Source organism: Ruegeria sp. F12 (assembly GCF_056533885.1).
Map to the genome: position 1 here is coordinate 204,902 of NZ_JBQFOV010000004.1, position 18,874 is coordinate 223,775.

Below are 18,874 nucleotides of genomic sequence, written 5' to 3' on the forward strand. Positions count from 1 at the left end.
TAGTCAACATAACTTTCGGCGATTTGGTAAGATTATTTAAATCGAACGCGGATTGGAAAGAACATGACTGGGCTACATGATATTCGTCTGAACCTTCGACACAACCACCTGCGGGCAGAATTCGAGGTATTGCGGGACCTGACAAGCCGCAATCCGATTGACGCAGCAAGGCGGGCGGTGGTCCAGAATCGCGCGGCTGATCTTGTACGCGCGATCCGCAACGACAGCCGCCCCGGCCTGATGGAAGTCTTTCTGGCCGAATATGGCCTGTCCACCAATGAAGGCGTGGCCCTGATGTGTCTGGCCGAGGCGCTGCTACGGGTGCCCGACGCAGATACGATTGACGCGCTGATCGAGGACAAGATCGCACCTTCGGCCTGGGGGCAGCATCTAGGGCAATCGTCGTCGTCTCTGGTCAACGCCTCCACCTGGGCATTGATGCTGACGGGCAAGGTTCTGCAGGATGGCACCGGCATTGCTGCGACCCTGAAAGGGGCGGTGAAACGGCTGGGGGAACCGGTGATCCGGGTCGCGGTGGCGCGGGCGATGAAGGAAATGGGCGCGCAGTTCGTGCTGGGTGAAACCATCGAAGAAGCACTGGAACGCGGCAAGAAACAAGAAGCCGAGGGCTATACCTATTCGTACGACATGCTGGGCGAGGCTGCTTTGACAGCCCACGACGCCAAGGCGTTTCTGGCCGCGTATTCGGACGCCATCGCCAAGCTGGCCAGGGAATGCGACGCGCAAGACATTCGGGAAAACCCCGGCATTTCGATCAAGCTCTCGGCGCTGCATCCCCGCTATGAGGTCGGGCAAAAAGACCGGGTGATGGCGGAGCTGGTGCCCCTGACGCTGCAACTTGCACAACAGGCCAAGGCCGCCAATATGGGCCTGAATATCGACGCGGAAGAGGCGGATCGGCTGGATCTGTCCCTTGACGTGATCGAAGCCGTTCTGCGCGACCCGTCGCTTGCGGGCTGGGACGGGTTCGGCGTGGTCGTGCAGGCCTATGGCAAGCGCGCAGCCTATGTTCTGGATTGGCTGCATGCGCTGGCTGCTGAATTGGACCGTAAAATCATGGTGCGTCTGGTAAAAGGTGCCTATTGGGATACCGAGATCAAGCGAGCACAGGTCGAAGGGCTGGGCGGCTTCCCGGTTTTCACTCGCAAGGCGGCCACCGATATCTCGTATATCTGCTGCGCCCAGAAACTGCTGGGCATGACAGATCGTATATATCCGCAATTTGCCACCCATAACGCCCATACGGTGGCCGCGATCCTCGACATGGCCACAGACACGCGCAGTTTCGAGTTCCAGCGCCTGCACGGCATGGGCGAGAGCCTGCATGATCTGGTCCTGAAAGGCAGCGGCACTCGGTGCCGGATTTACGCGCCGGTCGGGGCGCATCGGGACCTTCTGGCCTATCTGGTGCGGCGCTTGCTGGAAAACGGGGCGAACTCTTCGTTCGTGAACCAGATCGTGGACCAATCCGTGGCCCCGGAAATCGTCGCCGCCGACCCGTTCGATGCGCTCGACTCAGGCTCTAACGCGGCTGTTCTGCTGCCTGCCGACCTTTATGGGACCGAACGCCCGAATTCACGGGGCTGGGATTTGCACGACACCGACGATCTGGCCGAGATCGAACAGGCGCGCGCGCCATTTCGCGCAAAGTTCTGGCAGGTTGGGCCGCTTTTGGAGAGCGCGTCGCAGAACACCACAGACCGCCCTGTCCTCAATCCCGCCGATCACGCGGACAAGGTGGGTGTGGTGGCTGAGGCATCGGTCGAGGATGTCGAAACGGCACTTGGCGCGGCGGCCCCGTGGAACGCGGATGCTGAAACGCGTCGCCAGACCCTGTTTCGCGCCGCCGAGCTATATGAGCAGAACTTCGGAGAGCTTTTTGCCATCCTCACCCGCGAAGCGGGCAAGACCCCGATGGACGCCATCGCCGAGCTGCGCGAGGCGGTCGATTTCCTGCGCTACTATGCTGTGCGCGGCACCGAAGTTACGCGACCTGCGCGCGGTGTGATGGTTTGCATTTCACCGTGGAACTTCCCGCTGGCCATCTTCACCGGGCAGATCGCCGCCGCGCTGGCCGCTGGCAATGGTGTCCTGGCCAAACCGGCGGACCCAACGGCCATCACCGCCTGGGTCGCCGTCAACCTGATGCATGAAGCCGGGGTTCCGAAGACGGCGTTGCAACTGCTGCCGGGCCGCGGCTCGGTCGTGGGCACACGGCTGACGTCGGACCCAAGGATCAAAGGGGTGTGCTTTACCGGCTCGACCCACACGGCGCAGACGATCAACCGCGCCATGGTTGATCAGATCGCCCCCGAGGCCCCTTTGATCGCCGAAACTGGTGGGCTGAACGCGATGATCGTGGACTCCACGGCGCTGCCGGAACAGGCGATCAAGGATATCGTCGCCTCGGCCTTCCAATCCGCCGGTCAGCGCTGTTCTGCGCTACGGCTGCTCTACGTGCAAGAGGACGTGGCCGAACCATTCCTCGAGATGCTATACGGCGCGATGGATGAGCTGGTCGTGGGCAACCCATGGGACTTGCGCACCGATGTCGGGCCAGTGATCAGTGACGGCGCGCAGGGTGAAATTCTAGCCTATGTCGAAGGCGCCCGCGCGCAGGGACACGTGTTGAAACAACTGGATACTCCGACAGACGGCACTTTCGTGGCCCCAACCGTCCTGCGTGTATCGGGTATTGCTGATCTGGAAAAAGAGGTGTTCGGCCCGGTCATGCATGTGGCCACCTACAAGGCGTCGGAGCTGGACGCGGTGGTCGCTGCGATAAATGCCACCGGCTTTGGCCTGACCTTCGGAATGCACTCGCGCATCGACGACCGGATCGAACAGGTTACGTCGCAACTGAACGTCGGCAACATGTATATCAACCGCAACCAGATTGGCGCGATCGTGGGGTCCCAACCCTTCGGGGGTGAGGGATTGTCGGGCACAGGACCTAAGGCGGGCGGTCCGTCTTACGTTAAACGCTTCACTAAACCTGCGACGCAAAGCCTTGCCGGGGCTATGGGACAGACCGCCGATCAGGCCACCGTTCAGGCTGTCATGACGGCGACCAAACGCCCACCGCGTATCGCGTTGAAACGGAAACAGCTCCCAGGACCGACGGGCGAGTCGAACACGCTGTCGACCTATGGCCGTGGCATCATCCTGTGTCTTGGCCCATCGCTTGAGGCCGCGCAGGCGCAGCGCGAAATCGCTGTGGCGCATGGCTGTTCCGCCGTCATCGTTGCGCCCGGCGCAACGGGTCCGAACACGGTGGACGGTGTACTGGAACCCGCTGTGTTAGGCTCGATTTCGGGCTTCGATGCGGTTGTCTGTTGGGGAGAAGAGGCTCAGCTTCGGGCCATCCGCACGGCCTTGGCGCAGCGACCCGGTGCTTTGATCCCGCTGATCAATGACGCGGATTTTGGCGATCGCTGCCAGCTTGAGCGTCACGTGTGTATTGACACCACCGCTGCCGGTGGCAACGCCTCGCTTTTGGCGGCAGCAAGTTAACCCGCGACCGCCCCGGCAGACCGATTTGTCCGGGGCGGCGCGTAAAAATGAGAGGCTGTCAGATCAGCCCACCTTTACGACCATTTTACCAAAATTTCCCCCGGCCAATAGCTGATTGAACGCTTCAGGCGCGTTTTCCAGCCCCTCGACCAAGTGTTCTTTGTAAGTGACCGAGCCGTCTTTTAGCCAGCCGGTCATATCGCGAACGAACTCCTGATACACTTCGGGGCCGAAATTGTCGAAAATGATGAAACCCTGCATGCGTACCTTCATCCGCAACAACGTCCCCATGATCACCGGGCCCATATCCGGCCCCTCGGGCAGACCGGGCAGGTTGTACCAGGCCATGACGCCGCAAACCGGAACGCGCGCGAACGGGTTCAACAAGGGCAGAACCGCATATAGCACCTTGCCGCCGACATTCTCGAAATAGACGTCGATGCCATCCGGGCAGGCATCACGCAGTTGTCCAGCCAGATCATCCGAGCGATGATCCAGACAAGCATCAAATCCCAGATTTTGCACCACATGCGCGCATTTCTCGGGCCCACCCGCAATGCCGACCACCCGGCAGCCTTTCAGCTTGGCAATCTGACCCACAGTCGCCCCCACCGGGCCTGAGGCTGCGGCGACAACGACGGTCTCACCGGGTTTTGGCTCACCGATTTTCAGCAGCCCGGCGTAGGCCGTATAGCCCGGCATCCCCAAAATCCCCAGCGCCCAGGACGGGTTGTCTGGTGATTGACCAAGATTGACCACCTGCACCCCGTCCGAGATCGCATAATCCTGCCAGCCGCTCATGTTCAGGACATAATCGCCAACCGCAAAGCCCTGAAGGTTCGACTGCTCGACCCGTCCCACGACCTGCGCAGTCATAACACCGCCGATCGCCACCGGCTCGGCATAGGATTTTGCATCATTCATGCGTCCACGCATATAGGGGTCCAAAGACAGAAAGACCGTGCGCACTAGCATTTCATCTGCCCCGGGCGTCGGGACATCGGTTGTCTCTAACCGCAGAGTGTTCTCGTCTGGCTGGCCCTTGGGACGTTCAGCCAGAACAATACGGCGGTTTGTGTCGGGGGATTGGGGCATGGTGCTCTCCTACAAATCGGTTTGCCGTAGCAGAGACCGGATAGCTAAGATGTGCAACCCAATCTGCCCCGGAATTGTGGCGATACAACCATAGGCTGCTGAAATCCACCGATCTTTTCACCTTGCAAGGGTTTGACAATGCCGGGCCAATCGCCAACAACTTGCATGTCTCATTTCGTCAACCGACCCGCTGCGCCCGTGGTTTACAATCCTCATTTCGAAGGGCTGGCGCGTTTTGGGCCTGTTGCGGCGGGGACACGGCCCTCGGGGGCACGACACAACCAGGAGGATAGGCAATGAAAGTCGGCGGCGTTCCCTACCATTCGATCTGGCGCGATGCACAAAGCGGTGCGGTCCGGATTATTGATCAACGCTGGCTGCCGCATGACTTCAAGGTGGTTACACTGTCCGCGCTGGAAGATTTCGAGGTCGCAATCCGCGACATGTGGGTGCGCGGGGCGCCTCTGATCGGGGCCACCGCCGCCTTTGGCATGGCCGAGGCGATGACGCGAGACCCCTCGGACGACAATTTCGAACACGCCAGCGCCGTTTTGAACGCGACGCGGCCCACTGCGGTCAATCTGGCCTGGGCGCTGGCGCGGTGCCGCGCGACTCTGTTGCCCCTGCCCCCCGAAAACCGGGCCGAGGCCGCCTGGGCGCTGGCGCAGGAGGTGTTCGAGGAAGATATCGAAATCAACCGCCGCATTGGTGAAAACGGCCTGGCCCTGATCAGAGAGATCGCCGCGAAGAAGCCCGCAGGCGAGCCAGTGAACCTTCTGACCCATTGCAACGCCGGCTGGCTGGCGACGGTCGATTGGGGCACGGCCACCAGCCCGATGTACCACGCCTATAACGAAGGGATTCCGATCCATGTCTGGGTCGACGAAACCCGCCCCCGCAACCAAGGCACCCTGACCGCGTGGGAGCTGGGCGAACATGGCATCCCGCACACCTATGTGGTGGACAATGCAGGCGGGCATCTAATGCAGCGCGGGCTGGTCGATCTGGTCATCACCGGCACCGACCGCACCACCGCGCGCGGCGATGTGTGCAACAAGATCGGTACCTATCTCAAGGCGCTGGCGGCCCATGACAACGGCGTGCCGTTCTATGTCGCCCTACCCTCGCCCACCATCGACTGGTCACTACAAGACGGGGTCGCCGAAATCCCCATCGAAGACCGCCCCGAGGCCGAGATTACCCTTATTCAGGGTCTGCAACAGGGTCAGATCGGCGATGTTCAGATCACGCCGCAGGGCACACCCGGCGGCAATCCGGCCTTTGACGTCACCCCCAACCGGCTGGTCACCGGCCTGATCACCGAACGCGGCATTTGCGACGCCAGCGCCCAAGGCTTGGCGGGTCTGTTCCCCGACAAAGCACATTGAAAGCCCACAGACTGCAAACCGAAAGAACACCGATGATTGAAAACTGGTACGACGCGGCAAAAGCACAGGAATGGCGCGCGGCGGCGGGCGATGACCCCGCCGATCAGGAACTGGCAGAGCGTGTCTATACCTCGCGCCTGATCGGCCAGAACCCCGACCTGTTAATGCATGGCGGCGGCAATACCTCGGTTAAACTGGAGCGTCCTGATCTGTTCGGCGACCAGCGCCAGGTGCTGCATGTCAAAGGCTCGGGCTGGGATCTGGACACGATCGAGGCACCGGGTCTGCCAGGGGTCTGGCTTGATCCTTTGCTGAAGGCCCGGCAACTTGAAACCCTTTCCGACGAAGACATGGTCAACTACCAACGCTCGAACTTGCTGGATTCGACCTCGCCCAACCCGTCGGTCGAAACGCTGCTGCATGCGTTCCTGCCGCATAGATATGTTGACCACACCCACGCGACACCTTTCCTGATCCTTGCTAACCTGCCTAACGCAGCCGAGATCTGCCGCGAGATCTTCGGCGATCGTTTGGGCATTGTACCCTATATCATGCCCGGCTTCGATCTGGCCAAGGCGGCCGCTGATGTCTACGACGCCAACCCTGCCGTCGAGGGGCTCTTGCTGCTGCAACACGGGCATTTTGCCTTCGGTGACACGGCGCAGGAAAGCTATGACAAGATCGTCAGCCACACCAATGAGGTCGCCGCCTATCTGGGCCTGACGGGCGTCACCCCTATCGGCGAACGCCGTCCAGCTGAGAGTTTGCAGGTTCTGCCTATGCTGCGCGGTGTCATCGCCGAGGTGAATGCCGAGCGCGACGACGCGATGCCCATCTTTGATCTGCGCAACGGCGATCATACCCATACCTTCATGGCCCGCCCCGATATCGACGCGCTGGCCACACGTGGGATGGCCTCACCCGATCACGTGATCCGCACCAAGGGCCGCCCGCTGGTGCTGCGCCGCGCCGATCTAGCCAACCGCGAGACCATCAAAGCCAAGGTCGAAGGTTTTGCCGACGAGTATCGCGCCTATTTCAACCGTCAGGCTCCGCACGCCAAGGAACCCAAAACCCTGCTGACCCCTGATCCCAAACATGCCTGGATCGAAGGGATCGGCATCGTCGGCATGGGCGGAAACGCCAAAGCAGCAGCAGCAGCGGCCGATCTGGCCGAGCAAAATATCCGCGTGCGCGCCGTTGGCGAAGATGCGGGCGGGTTCTATCCAATCAGCGAAAAGGACATGTTCGACTGCGAGTATTGGTCGCTGGAACAGGCCAAGCTGGGCAAGGGAACGCCACCGCCGTTTCAGGGCAAAGTCGTTATGATCACGGGCGGTGCGGGCGCGATCGGGCTGGCCACGGCCAAAGCCTTTGCCGCCAAGGGGGCCAACCTGGTGCTGATCGACAAGGACCCGCAGGCCTTGGATCAGGCACTGGGACAGCTTGGGCGGTGGCACGTCGCCCATGCCGAAGACATCACTTCGGACGGTGCGGCCCAGCGGGCGATGGACGCAGCGATCCTCGCCTTTGGCGGCTTAGACATCCTGATCTCAAACGCAGGCACAGCCACGTCGGGGGCTTTGCTGGATCTGGACGATGCGGCCTTCCGGCAGGCGTTCGAATTGAATTTCTTTGCCCACAAGAATTTTGCCACCGCCGCCGCCCGCGTGATACAGGCGCAGGGACGCGGCGGGCAGATTCTGTTCAACATCTCAAAACAGGCGGTCAATCCCGGCAAGAATTTCGGGGCCTATGGCACACCGAAAGCGGCCACCATGTTCCTGATGCGCCAGTTGACTTTGGAACTGGCCGGTGCGGGCATTCGCGTGAACGGGGTGAATGCCGACCGCATCCGCTCGCGCCTGTTAACGGACGATTTCATCAAGGAACGCGCCTCCGCCCGTGGTGTCAGCGAAGACACCTATATGGGCGGAAATCTTCTGGGCCGCGAAGTTCAGGCTCACCACGTCGCCGACGGTTTCGTGACCCTTGCACTGTCCGAGCGTACCACCGGCCACGTCCTTACCGTCGATGGCGGCAACACTGAGGCCGAACTGCGTTAGCCGGGTGATTTCTGCGCCTGCTGCCACTCTCGCCAATGCTGGTCCAAAGGCCCCTGTACTGCAGCCATCACGGCCTCGGCCTGTTCAGCGGGAATGGCGACGCGGTCAATCGGAGCGATACTGGGATTGCACCAGGTCGTGGCCCCCAGCCGGTTGCCAAAGCAATCAAAAATCACATAGTCGAAATGGTCAAACATATCGGCTAGCAGATAGCTGTTATTGGGTGAACTCGTGACATTGAACTCAAACGCTACAACGGGTCGGAAGTTTTCGAACGTTTTGTGAGCACCGTGCAGGACCTCAAGCTCGAACCCTTCCACGTCGATTTTGATGAAACCAGGTGTCAGGCCGAACTGATCGACCAGCACATCAACGTTCAGCATATCCATACGGATGGTTTCAAAATCATCCTCGATATCAGGGAAGAACTCTTCAATGTAATTTGGGCGCGCGGAGCCAAGCTCGTGATGAGTTTCGGAATAGGTAAAACTGACATCGCTGGCCGCCCGAGACCCGATAAGCACATTGGTAATGTCGACCTGCGGGTCGCCCGCAAAACCTTGCTGCAACGCGCGATGCAGCGTCGGGTGCGGTTCGACTGCAATCAGCTTCTGGTCCGGTCGGCAAATGGCATTGCGCATGGCATGGGTGTGAAACCCTTTGTTTGCCCCGATGTCGATAGCGTCACCGCCGCGTTCAAGCACCGGCGTATAATATAGCCGGACAACATCATGCAGCGCCTGCATGAATGGATCAGGAAACCAGCCGTCTTTTACAAACGGAGCATACTGCGTTTGCAACTGCTGCGGCGTCGGTGCCTGAGGACTGGATTGCACCGATAGATTTAACGCTTTGAACGTCATCAGGGTTATACGCGGGTCGCTGAACCGAAGGCCAATGATCGGATCCACTTCGGACCCATCCAGCTCGAAAACCAAGGTCTCGCGGCCCCAAGCATGATCCAGTAACCGCGGGTGAGAAGCCGCGTTGAAATTTCGATTTTCAGGGGCGCCGTGCTCCAAATAAGCTTCGAAAACAGGCGGCATGTCGCCGCTTTGATCATGGCGCCCAAACCATGAGAACGACACTTCAACCCACTGTTTTCCGCCTGACAGGTCAAGAACCTGGTCTAGGCGGAAAAATGCGGCATGGAAGTGCATATCCTGATTTTGAGAAACCCGGACGAAACGCGCTGTTCTATCCCTGACCTCGAAGGTCATATAATCTGGGCTTGTCGAAAATACTTCCATCAAATGCGATCCTTAGTGAGGCGTCGGAGGCCAAAAAAGCTCACGGCCCAAAATAGCTGTTGTGTGCGGTTAAGTCAGCCCGCACGCTAGAAGTCAATCGACATAAACACAAGCAATGACCCCTTAAATAACCCATTCGAAACTGGCGATTTTCCGCTTGTCTCGCTCCACTGCATTTGCCCCTGTTCAAATCCAATGTGCTAGTGTCTGGTAAATGTCACTTTAGTGTGCGAGTGACCTACCCGACGAATGCGGAATGAGGCTCAGGATGAGAGTATTGGTGACGGGTGGAACCGGTTTTCTGGGGCAAGCAGTCTTACGCCAATTGGCGGAGAAACCTTTTCACATAGGCAGCTTGCAACGGGCATCATCTACCTCTGTTGACGACCTTCTCGCAGATGGCTCCGCGACCGTTGAGACACTGATCCTGAAACCAGAACTGAAGGATATTTGCGCGCAGGTCGAAGCCTTTTCGCCTGATGTAATCGTGCATATCGCGGCCATTTCTCGGGCCAAGGAAGACGAAGAGGGCATACGCGCGATGCTCGAGGTCAACACGCTATTGCCGTCGCTTCTGGCCCAAAGCGCGGCGCGCTGCGGGGCGAAGGGCATGGTGGTATGCGGCACAAGCTGGCAAACTTCGTCGCCGGAAAACATCTATGACCCGTTCAACTACTACGCAGCGACAAAGCAGGCCGCCGAAGATATTCTGGTTCCTTTCGCAAAGAACGGGCTGAATGTCATTTCCCTTAGAATGTTTGACAACTACGGCCCATCAGATTGGCGCAACAAAGTTGTCGATCTTGTTTTTAACGCGGTCGTCGCGCAAGAGCCCCTGAAAATGTCGCCGGGGTTTCAGAAAATGGACCTCGTCTACGTCGAAGATGCTGCGGCTGCGATTGTCGCCGCGACCGAGCGCGCGGCAGGCGACCCGCTGGACCAATTGGAAGTCTATGGTGTGTCTTCAGGTGAGCATCACTCGCTTCGCGATCTCGAAGCATTGATCGGCGAGATCACGGAGGCAGCACCCCCCATCCAATGGGGCGAACGCCCGTATCGTCCGAATGAAATAATGGAGCCCAATCGCAAATTGTCGCGCGTTCCGGGGTGGTCCCCTCGCGTCAGTCTTCGTAAAGGTCTTGAAAGAGTGTGGGAATCAAAACGCAAAGCATTGAGACTGGCAAAGTAAATGTCGCAAAAACACACGCTCACAACTCTCGCGCTGCTGGACAACATCCAGTTTCCAAAGCTGGAAAACGGCAAACCGCTTGCCTTGAACTACAGCCACGACAAGAACCTGTTTCAATTTGTGCACGAAGCGCTCAGACGCGGTCACACTGTATTCTTGGCCTCAGCGCAGGAACCTACGGATCCGAAATTCCGCGTGAAGGTAGTCAGCGCCTACCCCAACTATGTGTGCGAAACCGCAGATATTAACAACAAGGAAGTCGATTTTGTCGTGAGCGTTTTCCCCGACGCTCTCAACATCAAGCCGACATTTCCCAGTGCCAAGATCATCGCCATTATGCCCGCTTTGCATTGGGTTGAAGATCCCGGCTTGTTTACGCACGACTACTTGCGGCGGGTGATTACCGCGGCCCGCTATCATGTGGACTATTACGTCACCCAAAATATCCGTATGAAGCAGGTGCTGTTTTCCTTGCTGCACCTGCTGGCGCGGTTTCCTTACGAAGATCGTATCCTGATCGCACCCCAAGGGATCGTGGATGAGGTCAAGCGACAGGCCCCTGATCGGCAGGAACTGCGGCAGAAACTGGGACTAGAGCCCGATGACATCATGGTTCTGAATTCCGGCGGCATTTGGAAATGGACAGACTTCAACACTTTTTTCCAGGCGTTCTGCGAATTTACTGTCGAAAACCCGTCTCATAGGCTGCGGCTCTACATGATGGGAATTGTGCAGCCTTTTAACCGCGATCACGACGAATACGTCGCGCAATTCCGTGCCATTCTGGACAAGTACCGGGATAAGCTGGGTAAACACCTTGTCCTGTTTGAAGACTGGGACGAGGGCGGTAAACATGTCCAAGACTATCTGAGCATCGCCGATGTTGGGATCAATGTCAGCCAGGACACGCTCGAGGCGTGGCAAAGCTACAGAATGCGCTTTCTGGACTACATGTATTTCGGCATTCCAGTGATCAACACGTCCGGGGATGATTTTTCGACCAGGCATCCCGACGCGTTGTTCGTTTGCAAACCCAAAGATACGGAATCGTATAAAACCATATTCCGGCAAATTACGGATCGCCCGGAGCTTGTCAGCGAAAAATCAGCCATGATGCGCGAAATTGCAGCTGAATATGATAGCCAGCAAACCTATGGCCGCCTGATCGAAAAGCTCGAGCGTTTGCCCGCGCGCCCTGAAAAAGACCATGTCATGTGGGATGCAAGCATTGCCGATCAGCCAGATTTTTCGGCAACACCTACGCTGCACCATGCTCAGGAACGGCATAAAAACTGGTTTGTCAGAACTTGGAGACGCCTCACCCAGAGCCGAAAACGCAACCGAATGCGGATGAGGCACATGTTAGCCGGACAAAGTTATCTGATCGAGCGGCAGGCGGTGGCTGTCGACCAGCTTTCGAAGATAGATATGCAGCAAAAGGAAATTGCCGACGCTCTGGATCGCCTGAACTCGGCCGTCAATCAAAAGGACGCGCCAACGCAACAAAAGTAGGAATGGAATACTTGTTGCAAAGGGCAGCAGCATTTGGGAAGCGTAAACCACAATAAATACTAGAAGAAATTATTTGCGTTCAATAAATCCAAACACCCAGGAACTGAAAGATAGAAAAATGAAGGCTGTTATTCTTGCCGGCGGGTTCGGTACGCGCCTTGCAGAAGAAACCGGATTGCGCCCAAAGCCGATGGTTGAAATCGGGGGCAAACCGATCTTGTGGCATATCATGAAAACCTATTCCCACCATGGCATCAATGACTTCGTTATTTGCCTGGGATATAAGGGCTACTTTATCAAAGAGTATTTCCAAAACTATTTCTTGCACAATGCCGACGTCACTTTTGACATCAAACAAAACAGCATGACCGTCCATGAAATGCGAGCCGAGCCTTGGACCGTTACACTGGTCGAAACCGGCGAAAACTCTCAGATTGGTGGCCGGATCAAGCGGGCTTCGCGGTATTTCAAAGATGACGAGGCCGTGTGCATCACCTATGGGGACGGCGTCGCTGACGTTAACATCACTGCTGCCATCGAATTCCATAAACAACACGGAAAACTGGCTACCGTCACCGCCGTTCAGCCTCCGGGGCGGTTTGGCGCACTGGACCTTCAAGACGAGAAGGTGCTCGGGTTTCAGGAAAAGCCGGTTGGCGACGGCGGCTGGATCAATGGCGGATATTTCATCGTTTCTCCGAAAATCGTGGACTATATCGACGATGACTTCACGGTTTGGGAGCGCGAACCTCTGGAAAACCTTGCAAATGACGATCAGTTGCGGGCTTGGTACCACCATGGTTTCTGGCAACCCATGGATACCCTGCGGGACAAGGAGCATTTGAACCGTCTTTGGTCCAACAACGAAGCAAAATGGAAAGTGTGGTGACGTAGCATGTCTAAGAAAATCCTAGTGACCGGAAACACAGGTTATGTCGGCCCCGTTCTGGGGCGTTTTCTGAAACAGCGACACGCGGACCTGCATCTGGTCGGGTATGACGCGGGCTTTTTCTCGCATTCGCTGACCGGGTCCGATTTCCTGCCCGAAATCGTGTATGACACACAGCACTATGGCGACACACGCGACATCACCGCTGACCATCTTGCGGGCTGCGACGCGGTGGTCCATCTGGCCGCCGTTTCCAACGACCCCATGGGCAAAGAATTCGAAACAGTCACCCATGACATCAACCGCGCCGCAAGCGTTCGGCTGGCCAAGCTTGCCGCCGAATGTGGCGTATCGAATTTCGTCTTTGCCTCCTCCTGTTCCATGTACGGCGCGGCCGAGGGCGGCCCGCGCAAGGAAACCGACGCTACCGCCCCGCAAACCGCCTATGCCCGGTCCAAAATAGGCACCGAGCTTGACCTGCAAGAGGCCGATCTGGGCGACATGACCCTGACCTCTTTGCGGTTCGCAACTGCCTGCGGCATGTCCGACAGGCTGCGTCTGGATCTAGTGCTGAACGACTTCGTGGCCTGCGCCATGGCTACCAACAAGATCGTCGTTCTCAGCGACGGAACGCCGTGGCGGCCCTTGATCGATGTCGAGGACATGGCTCGCGCCATTGAATGGGCAGCTCTGCGCGAAACGTCGAATGGCGGTAAATTCCTGGCCGTGAATGCCGGACGTGACGAAAGCAATGTGCGTATCTCTGAGCTGGCCGAAAAGGTCAAAGCACAATTCCCCGGCACCGTGGTCGAGATCAATACCGACGCGCCGCCCGACAAACGCTCGTACCAGGTTGACTTCGCGCTGTTCAAATCGCTGGCCCCCGAGTCCATCCCGCAAGTGACGCTCGAGCAATCCATCGAACGTCTGCGCGCAGGGCTGGAACATTTCGGCTTTGGCGACACTGATTTCCGCAGTTCGTCTTTCATCCGACTGAACGCACTGCGTGCGCATATCGACAGCGGACGTTTGTCGCGTGATCTTCGCTGGGGGTCGCTGTAAATGCTGTTCACCCCGACCCCGCTTGAAGGGGCTTACCTGATCGAGCTGGAAAAACGCGGCGATGACCGCGGCTTCTTTGCCCGAATGTTCTGCGAGGACGAGTTCAAAGCACATGGCCTTGTCGGAAAGTTCGTGCAGATCAACAATTCATTGACCATGTCGAAGGGCACAGTGCGGGGTATGCATTATCAACTTCCCCCCCACGCCGAGGTCAAGCTGATGCGCTGCGTAAAAGGTGCGATCTTCGATGTCATCGTCGATCTTCGGGATGGGTCAAAGACGTTCGGTCAATGGTTCGGCGCTGAACTTACCGCTGAGAATCGCAAGATGATGTATGTGCCGAAAGGCTTTGCCCACGGCTTCATGAGCCTTACTGATGACACGGAAATCATCTATCCGGTCAGCGCGGCATACGCGCCGGAAAGTGAGCGTGGTCTGCGTTGGGATGATCCGGCGATCGGCATCAATTGGCCTATGGCAGCTCAGGAAGTTTCGCAGAAAGACCAAACGTGGAACGATCTGGACAGATCGACCCATGCAGTAAAAGAAACTGAGTAATTTGCGGAAACTGGCCCAGGATTTCTGCAGGTCAGCTTCGGAAGTTACCCGATTTTGATACTCAGAATGTTGTGGCATAGCCGGTAGAGCACACGGAAGGCACCGTAAGATGAAAAACCCTATGAAATCGCGGATTCGAAACAAACACATCAAGCGCAGCGTTGACGAATTGATCGCACAAGTTAGCGAGCTAAAACAGGCGCTGACAGGTGACGGTTCGCTTTATCCAGCGCAACCTGCGGAACTTGCCTTGAATCTACACAAGGCGATCGTAGGGAACTGGAGCGCGGTTGCTGCTACATGGCCGCTGGCTCGGACACCCAATGTCGACATTGCTCCTGACTACGAAACCCCCATACCGTCGCGCGACAATATTGGCAGGATACAGGGTAAGTATAATCCCTGTGTCGTGGGCACAGATGGATCTGAACCGGATGCGCTGAATAAGTCGTTTATTTCAGGCGGCATAGAAGACATGACCGTTGTCATGAACATCAGCGAGGTTATGGGACTGCCGCTAACCAAGGACACCGTTACACTTGATTGGGGCGTCGGTTGCGGACGCATCGCCAGACATATCCCCGACATATTGAAACCAAACTTGTTTGGCGCTGACGTTGACCCTGTCAATATTGCCTATTGCAAGGAGAACATGCCGTTCGGGGACTACACAGTGCTCGATCCATACAGCGCAACACCTTACGATGACGATCAATTCGATCTGGTCTACTCTCATAGTGTGCTGACCCATCTTGCAGAACCTGACCAAAATCACTGGCTCAAAGAATTGTCGCGCATAACCCGTGGCTTGATGGTTCTGTCTGTTCACGGCCCGTATAGCGTGTCTACCGCCGAGTGGTCGAAAAACCCCTACGCGGTCGAACACTACATGTTGCAAGGCATCGTAGACGCACCCGACCCGAACCCAGACATCGCAGACGTAACCGACCCGGAATATTATCGCGATATTGGCCATACACCCCAGTACATTCAAAACCACTGGTCAAAATTCGTGGAAGTCGTCGAGATTATTCCTAAAGGCTTCGGGCATGTGCATGATGCAGTGGTCTGTCGTCCAAAATAAGATAATTCCCGCAGGTTCAACTAACCTACGAGCCTGCGGAAAAACTACTTGGGCTCGGCACCTGAGCGGACCGATACATTGAAGGCCGGCGCATTTCCGCGATAAAATGCGGTGGTCAGATCCCGGTTTCAATTGGTTGCCACCTTCAACAGGGCTCGAACTTAAATAACAGGTATGAACAACTTGGCTCCAAGCGATCAACTGCTCGAACGCGTCGATTCCTTTGATTTTCTATCGGTCGATATTTTCGACACGCTTCTGTTCCGCCACTGCAAGTCTCCTGTTGATCTGTTCGAATTCATGGCGGACCACCCTGAGGTCCTCCTAGCTACCCAACATTTCAAGGACTATCGCACTGGCGCCGAGGCAATGGCGCGAGAGGATGCTTCCGCACAGCGGATCGAAGACGTGACGCTGGATCAGATCTATGCCTGTTTCGCGCAACTGACAAATTGCACAAAAAATCAGGCTGACAAGATCAAACAGCTGGAACTTCGGACTGAACGCGATCTGTTGCATGTGACGAGCCTGGGTAGAAAACTTCTGACACGTATTCAGGACAGTAAGTCGCGTTGGGTGATCACCTCGGACATGTACCTGCCGAAAGACGAGTTGGAAGATCTCCTGACGCAAAAGGGTATAACCGGATGGGAGCGCGTCTTCGTCTCCGGTGAACAGGGTAAGACCAAGCACACGGGCAGCCTGTTTGACGACGTCGCAGCGCATTTTGATGTACCCCGCAACCAGATCCTCCACATTGGCGACAACCGCCATGCAGACGGGAAAATGGCGACGCAGGCAGGGTTCATATCGCATGTGCTACTGGCCAGCAAAGACCTGCCAACGCGATCTCCAAAACCCCGGCGACACACTAGTCTGCTGAATGGAACGCAGCCGATCTCACAGATTTTTACCGCCAACTACTTGGAAACACATCACTACGACTCGGAAAATGTCGACTTTCGAAAACTGTCCGACGACCAGTATCTTGAAGCGTTTGGCGCCTTGATGATTGCTCCGCTCATTACATCGCTGTTGATTTGGATAAAGCGGGAAATGGACAAACAGGGCATTTCGCGGCTCGCGTTTCTGGCACGAGATGGGATGTTTCCAAAAGCTGTTTTCGATCTGCTTTGGCCGCGAGGATATGAAACTCAATATGTTGCTGCTTCCCGGCGTTTGTTGACCCTTCCTTTTACCGAGTTAGACCCTGATACAATCGCGGGAATGTTGCATGCCACGCTTGAGGGTTCGCAAACGCTCGACGCGTTTCTCGGGAAGATTTCCGCAGGCCCGCTGTTGAAATCTCTATTTACAGACGCCGGCCTATCCGGCACGGACGAACTGACAAAAGAGCGCCGCCGCACCATCCTGAACCTGTTGCGTGAAAACCCTGACGCTTTCTATCAATCTTTCGCGCATGAAAAGGAGGTCCTGTCCAACTACTACCGCTCGGTCTTCCCTGAAGGCACACATACAGCCATCTTCGACGTCGGGTGGCGCGGCAGTTTACAGCGGTCTATTGATGAGATTATCGGCAAGGACGCACATGTTCTGGGTCTTTATTTTGGCACGAGCGCTCAGGCTGCCTCTATTCTGCGCCGAAATGGGCTGGAGTACGAAAGTTTCGCCGCCTCCAATGGCCTTCCTCTGTTCATGTATCCTTGGGTCGAAGACTTCCGCGATATCGTAGAATTCTTCTTTTCTGCCGATCATGGCAGCGTTCTGGGTCTACAGGAAAAACCGCAGGGCGAAATCGCTTGGAAGACGTCTGACGTCAGTACGGCAGAAGCTGAAAACCTCCAACGCGCCAAAAAGATTCAGGATGGCGCGCTGCGTGCCATCAAGTCGGTCACTTCGGCCATACCCATCGATGTGCTCGCTAAATATGCCGATCCAAGGGACGAAAAGGATCTTCGACAGTTTCTAAGCAAACCGCACCGCCACGATGCCGCCCGCTTCAACAAGGTCCGCATATTTTCAGGTGTGGGTGATACCACCGGAGAAAGCTTGACCCGCGTTGGCGAACGCAAATCTCATTACCGAAATGCGAAAGGCAGCCGGTGGAGGGCTGGCTACGTTGCTCAGCTAAACCCGATCGCATTCGCCTGGGTGAAATTGCAGTTCCGGAAAAGGAAGCGCATCCGATTGTAACGGATCGAGCCAGAACGCGAATCTAGCCCGGGCATTACTGGCACTTAATGTCGAAACACACAGTGTCTTCCCTGAGGATACGGCCCGTAAACCTGACGTCAAACCACCGCTTCAGCCGCATCGGGCAGCAACAAGGTCAGATCATCTTCCGCAAACAGGTCAAAAGACACGTCCCATGCAGCGCCGGGCCACAGAAGTTGCAGCTGTTTCTTCGCGGGCCGGTAGACGGCTGTATAAAGCGTCCCGAACCCGGATTTGAAGGCGGTGGAATAAAGCGGCGGGCGCAGGAACGCGTCGATGAAACGCTTTTCGCTTTCGGGGTGCTGGTTCAGGCGGTTCAGCAGAAACCGTTCCCGTTCGACCGTTGCGGTAAACCGCGCATGTTTGGACCACTCAACCTGCCCCTGATGGTTTGTCGCCACCGGCACATCTGAGATTTGAGGGTGCCGGTCAGGGGCAAGATAGACCGTGCTGTGATTGTATTTCGCGTCCAGAACGGTGACGTTATAGCTCATGTGGCAGGGAATGCGGCAGAGCGCATCTACCGCTTGTGCCGTGGTCTCACAGGTCTGCAACACATAGCGCAGGATCAGCGGCACGCCGAAGCCGTCGCCCACCTCGCGCCGACCGCCAAAGGTCAATGAGACCGCAAGGCCGGTATCGTTGATGCCATCCAGCAGGCCCAGAATGCCATCGCTCATCCCGATCACGCCGCGCCCGCCCCAGCGGGTTTTCAACAATGCAGCGTCAAAGGTTTTGGGGTGGTAGTCGTAGTTGCGCACCAAAATGGGTGTCTTGCCACGCCAGATCGCCTGGCTACACCCCGACAGATATTTGGGCGGGCAATAAAAGCTGAGAAACCGCGCCTGACTGTCGCTGCCGCCCACCAGTTCAACCACCTCTTCATATAGCGGCAGGATCTCGGGCATGTGCGTTTGCAACGCGCGCAAGCAATCGCGATAGGTGGGCCGCGCCGAATACCCCTCTTGCACCCACCATTTATGGTAGGCGGGCCAGTATTCGGCAAACAGCCCGGCCAGCTTGGGACCGGGCTGTTCCTCGTCGATTGAGCGAAAAACAAGCGCCATGAGGC

The 18,874-nt window shown here is 57.0% G+C and carries 13 protein-coding genes; 10 read left to right on the plus strand and 3 right to left on the minus strand.

The annotated features are described in order from the left end of the window. The first annotated feature begins 63 nt into the window (after positions 1 to 63). Positions 64 to 3,534, plus strand: a complete 3,471-nt coding sequence (putA, locus tag ACR0CA_RS07640; RefSeq protein ID WP_480898090.1) for a bifunctional proline dehydrogenase/L-glutamate gamma-semialdehyde dehydrogenase PutA — start codon at positions 64 to 66, stop codon at positions 3,532 to 3,534. A 63-nt stretch (positions 3,535 to 3,597) separates the two neighbouring features. On the opposite strand, the gene ACR0CA_RS07645 is transcribed toward putA, so the two are convergent. Next, entirely contained in the window at positions 3,598 to 4,629 is a 1,032-nt protein-coding gene (locus tag ACR0CA_RS07645; RefSeq protein WP_480503687.1) for an NADP-dependent oxidoreductase, read from the minus strand. 296 nt (positions 4,630 to 4,925) lie between these two features. On the opposite strand from ACR0CA_RS07645, the gene mtnA reads away from it, so the two are divergent. Together mtnA and ACR0CA_RS07655 are read left to right on the plus strand one after the other, a co-directional pair. Then, a complete protein-coding gene (gene mtnA, locus ACR0CA_RS07650) occupies positions 4,926 to 6,017 on the plus strand; it encodes an S-methyl-5-thioribose-1-phosphate isomerase (RefSeq protein WP_480898092.1) in 1,092 nt (363 codons plus the stop codon). A 32-nt stretch (positions 6,018 to 6,049) separates the two neighbouring features. Further along, positions 6,050 to 8,083 carry a bifunctional aldolase/short-chain dehydrogenase gene (locus ACR0CA_RS07655; RefSeq protein ID WP_480898093.1) on the plus strand — a complete coding sequence of 678 codons (2,034 nt, stop codon included), beginning with the start codon at positions 6,050 to 6,052 and terminating at the stop codon, positions 8,081 to 8,083. On the opposite strand, the gene ACR0CA_RS07660 is transcribed toward ACR0CA_RS07655, so the two are convergent. Next, positions 8,080 to 9,129 (minus strand): FkbM family methyltransferase, encoded by a 1,050-nt coding sequence (locus tag ACR0CA_RS07660; RefSeq protein ID WP_480898094.1) that lies wholly within the window; start codon positions 9,127 to 9,129, stop codon positions 8,080 to 8,082. The genes ACR0CA_RS07655 and ACR0CA_RS07660 overlap by 4 nt on opposite strands. Before the next feature lie 472 nt (positions 9,130 to 9,601). Here ACR0CA_RS07660 and ACR0CA_RS07665 point away from each other — a divergent pair, with 472 nt between their 5' ends. From ACR0CA_RS07665 to ACR0CA_RS07695, 7 genes are all read left to right on the plus strand, one after another. Beyond that, the gene (locus ACR0CA_RS07665; protein ID WP_480898097.1) at positions 9,602 to 10,522 is read left to right on the plus strand and encodes an NAD-dependent epimerase/dehydratase family protein; all 921 of its coding nucleotides are present in this window, start codon (positions 9,602 to 9,604) and stop codon (positions 10,520 to 10,522) included. Between the two features lie 195 nt (positions 10,523 to 10,717). Then, entirely contained in the window at positions 10,718 to 12,034 is a 1,317-nt protein-coding gene (locus tag ACR0CA_RS07670; protein ID WP_480898099.1) for a glycosyltransferase family protein, read from the plus strand. 118 nt (positions 12,035 to 12,152) lie between these two features. Then, the gene (gene rfbF / locus ACR0CA_RS07675; protein ID WP_170773284.1) at positions 12,153 to 12,923 is read left to right on the plus strand and encodes a glucose-1-phosphate cytidylyltransferase; all 771 of its coding nucleotides are present in this window, start codon (positions 12,153 to 12,155) and stop codon (positions 12,921 to 12,923) included. A 6-nt stretch (positions 12,924 to 12,929) separates the two neighbouring features. After that, positions 12,930 to 13,985: an NAD-dependent epimerase/dehydratase family protein gene (locus ACR0CA_RS07680; protein WP_170773282.1), complete on the plus strand. Its 1,056-nt coding sequence runs from the start codon at positions 12,930 to 12,932 to the stop codon at positions 13,983 to 13,985. Next, complete coding sequence (rfbC, locus tag ACR0CA_RS07685) at positions 13,986 to 14,543, plus strand: dTDP-4-dehydrorhamnose 3,5-epimerase (RefSeq protein ID WP_480551217.1); 558 nt, start codon at positions 13,986 to 13,988, stop codon at positions 14,541 to 14,543. A gap of 109 nt (positions 14,544 to 14,652) precedes the next feature. Beyond that, complete coding sequence (locus ACR0CA_RS07690) at positions 14,653 to 15,627, plus strand: class I SAM-dependent methyltransferase (RefSeq protein WP_170789911.1); 975 nt, start codon at positions 14,653 to 14,655, stop codon at positions 15,625 to 15,627. Between the two features lie 174 nt (positions 15,628 to 15,801). Further along, positions 15,802 to 17,781 (plus strand): HAD-IA family hydrolase, encoded by a 1,980-nt coding sequence (locus ACR0CA_RS07695; RefSeq protein ID WP_480898102.1) that lies wholly within the window; start codon positions 15,802 to 15,804, stop codon positions 17,779 to 17,781. Between the two features lie 98 nt (positions 17,782 to 17,879). Here ACR0CA_RS07695 and ACR0CA_RS07700 read toward each other — a convergent pair whose 3' ends face one another. Beyond that, positions 17,880 to 18,869: a C45 family autoproteolytic acyltransferase/hydolase gene (locus tag ACR0CA_RS07700; protein ID WP_480898104.1), complete on the minus strand. Its 990-nt coding sequence runs from the start codon at positions 18,867 to 18,869 to the stop codon at positions 17,880 to 17,882. Between the last annotated feature and the right edge of the window lie 5 nt (positions 18,870 to 18,874).

Coding starts and splice junctions, on each gene's coding strand:
- putA (WP_480898090.1), top strand. CDS start 64: ATGACTGGGCTACATGATATTCGTCTGAACCTTCGACACAACCACCTG.
- ACR0CA_RS07645 (WP_480503687.1), bottom strand. CDS start 4,629: ATGCCCCAATCCCCCGACACAAACCGCCGTATTGTTCTGGCTGAACGT.
- mtnA (WP_480898092.1), top strand. CDS start 4,926: ATGAAAGTCGGCGGCGTTCCCTACCATTCGATCTGGCGCGATGCACAA.
- ACR0CA_RS07655 (WP_480898093.1), top strand. CDS start 6,050: ATGATTGAAAACTGGTACGACGCGGCAAAAGCACAGGAATGGCGCGCG.
- ACR0CA_RS07660 (WP_480898094.1), bottom strand. CDS start 9,129: ATGCCGCCTGTTTTCGAAGCTTATTTGGAGCACGGCGCCCCTGAAAAT.
- ACR0CA_RS07665 (WP_480898097.1), top strand. CDS start 9,602: ATGAGAGTATTGGTGACGGGTGGAACCGGTTTTCTGGGGCAAGCAGTC.
- rfbF (WP_170773284.1), top strand. CDS start 12,153: ATGAAGGCTGTTATTCTTGCCGGCGGGTTCGGTACGCGCCTTGCAGAA.
- ACR0CA_RS07680 (WP_170773282.1), top strand. CDS start 12,930: ATGTCTAAGAAAATCCTAGTGACCGGAAACACAGGTTATGTCGGCCCC.
- rfbC (WP_480551217.1), top strand. CDS start 13,986: ATGCTGTTCACCCCGACCCCGCTTGAAGGGGCTTACCTGATCGAGCTG.
- ACR0CA_RS07690 (WP_170789911.1), top strand. CDS start 14,653: ATGAAAAACCCTATGAAATCGCGGATTCGAAACAAACACATCAAGCGC.
- ACR0CA_RS07695 (WP_480898102.1), top strand. CDS start 15,802: ATGAACAACTTGGCTCCAAGCGATCAACTGCTCGAACGCGTCGATTCC.
- ACR0CA_RS07700 (WP_480898104.1), bottom strand. CDS start 18,869: ATGGCGCTTGTTTTTCGCTCAATCGACGAGGAACAGCCCGGTCCCAAG.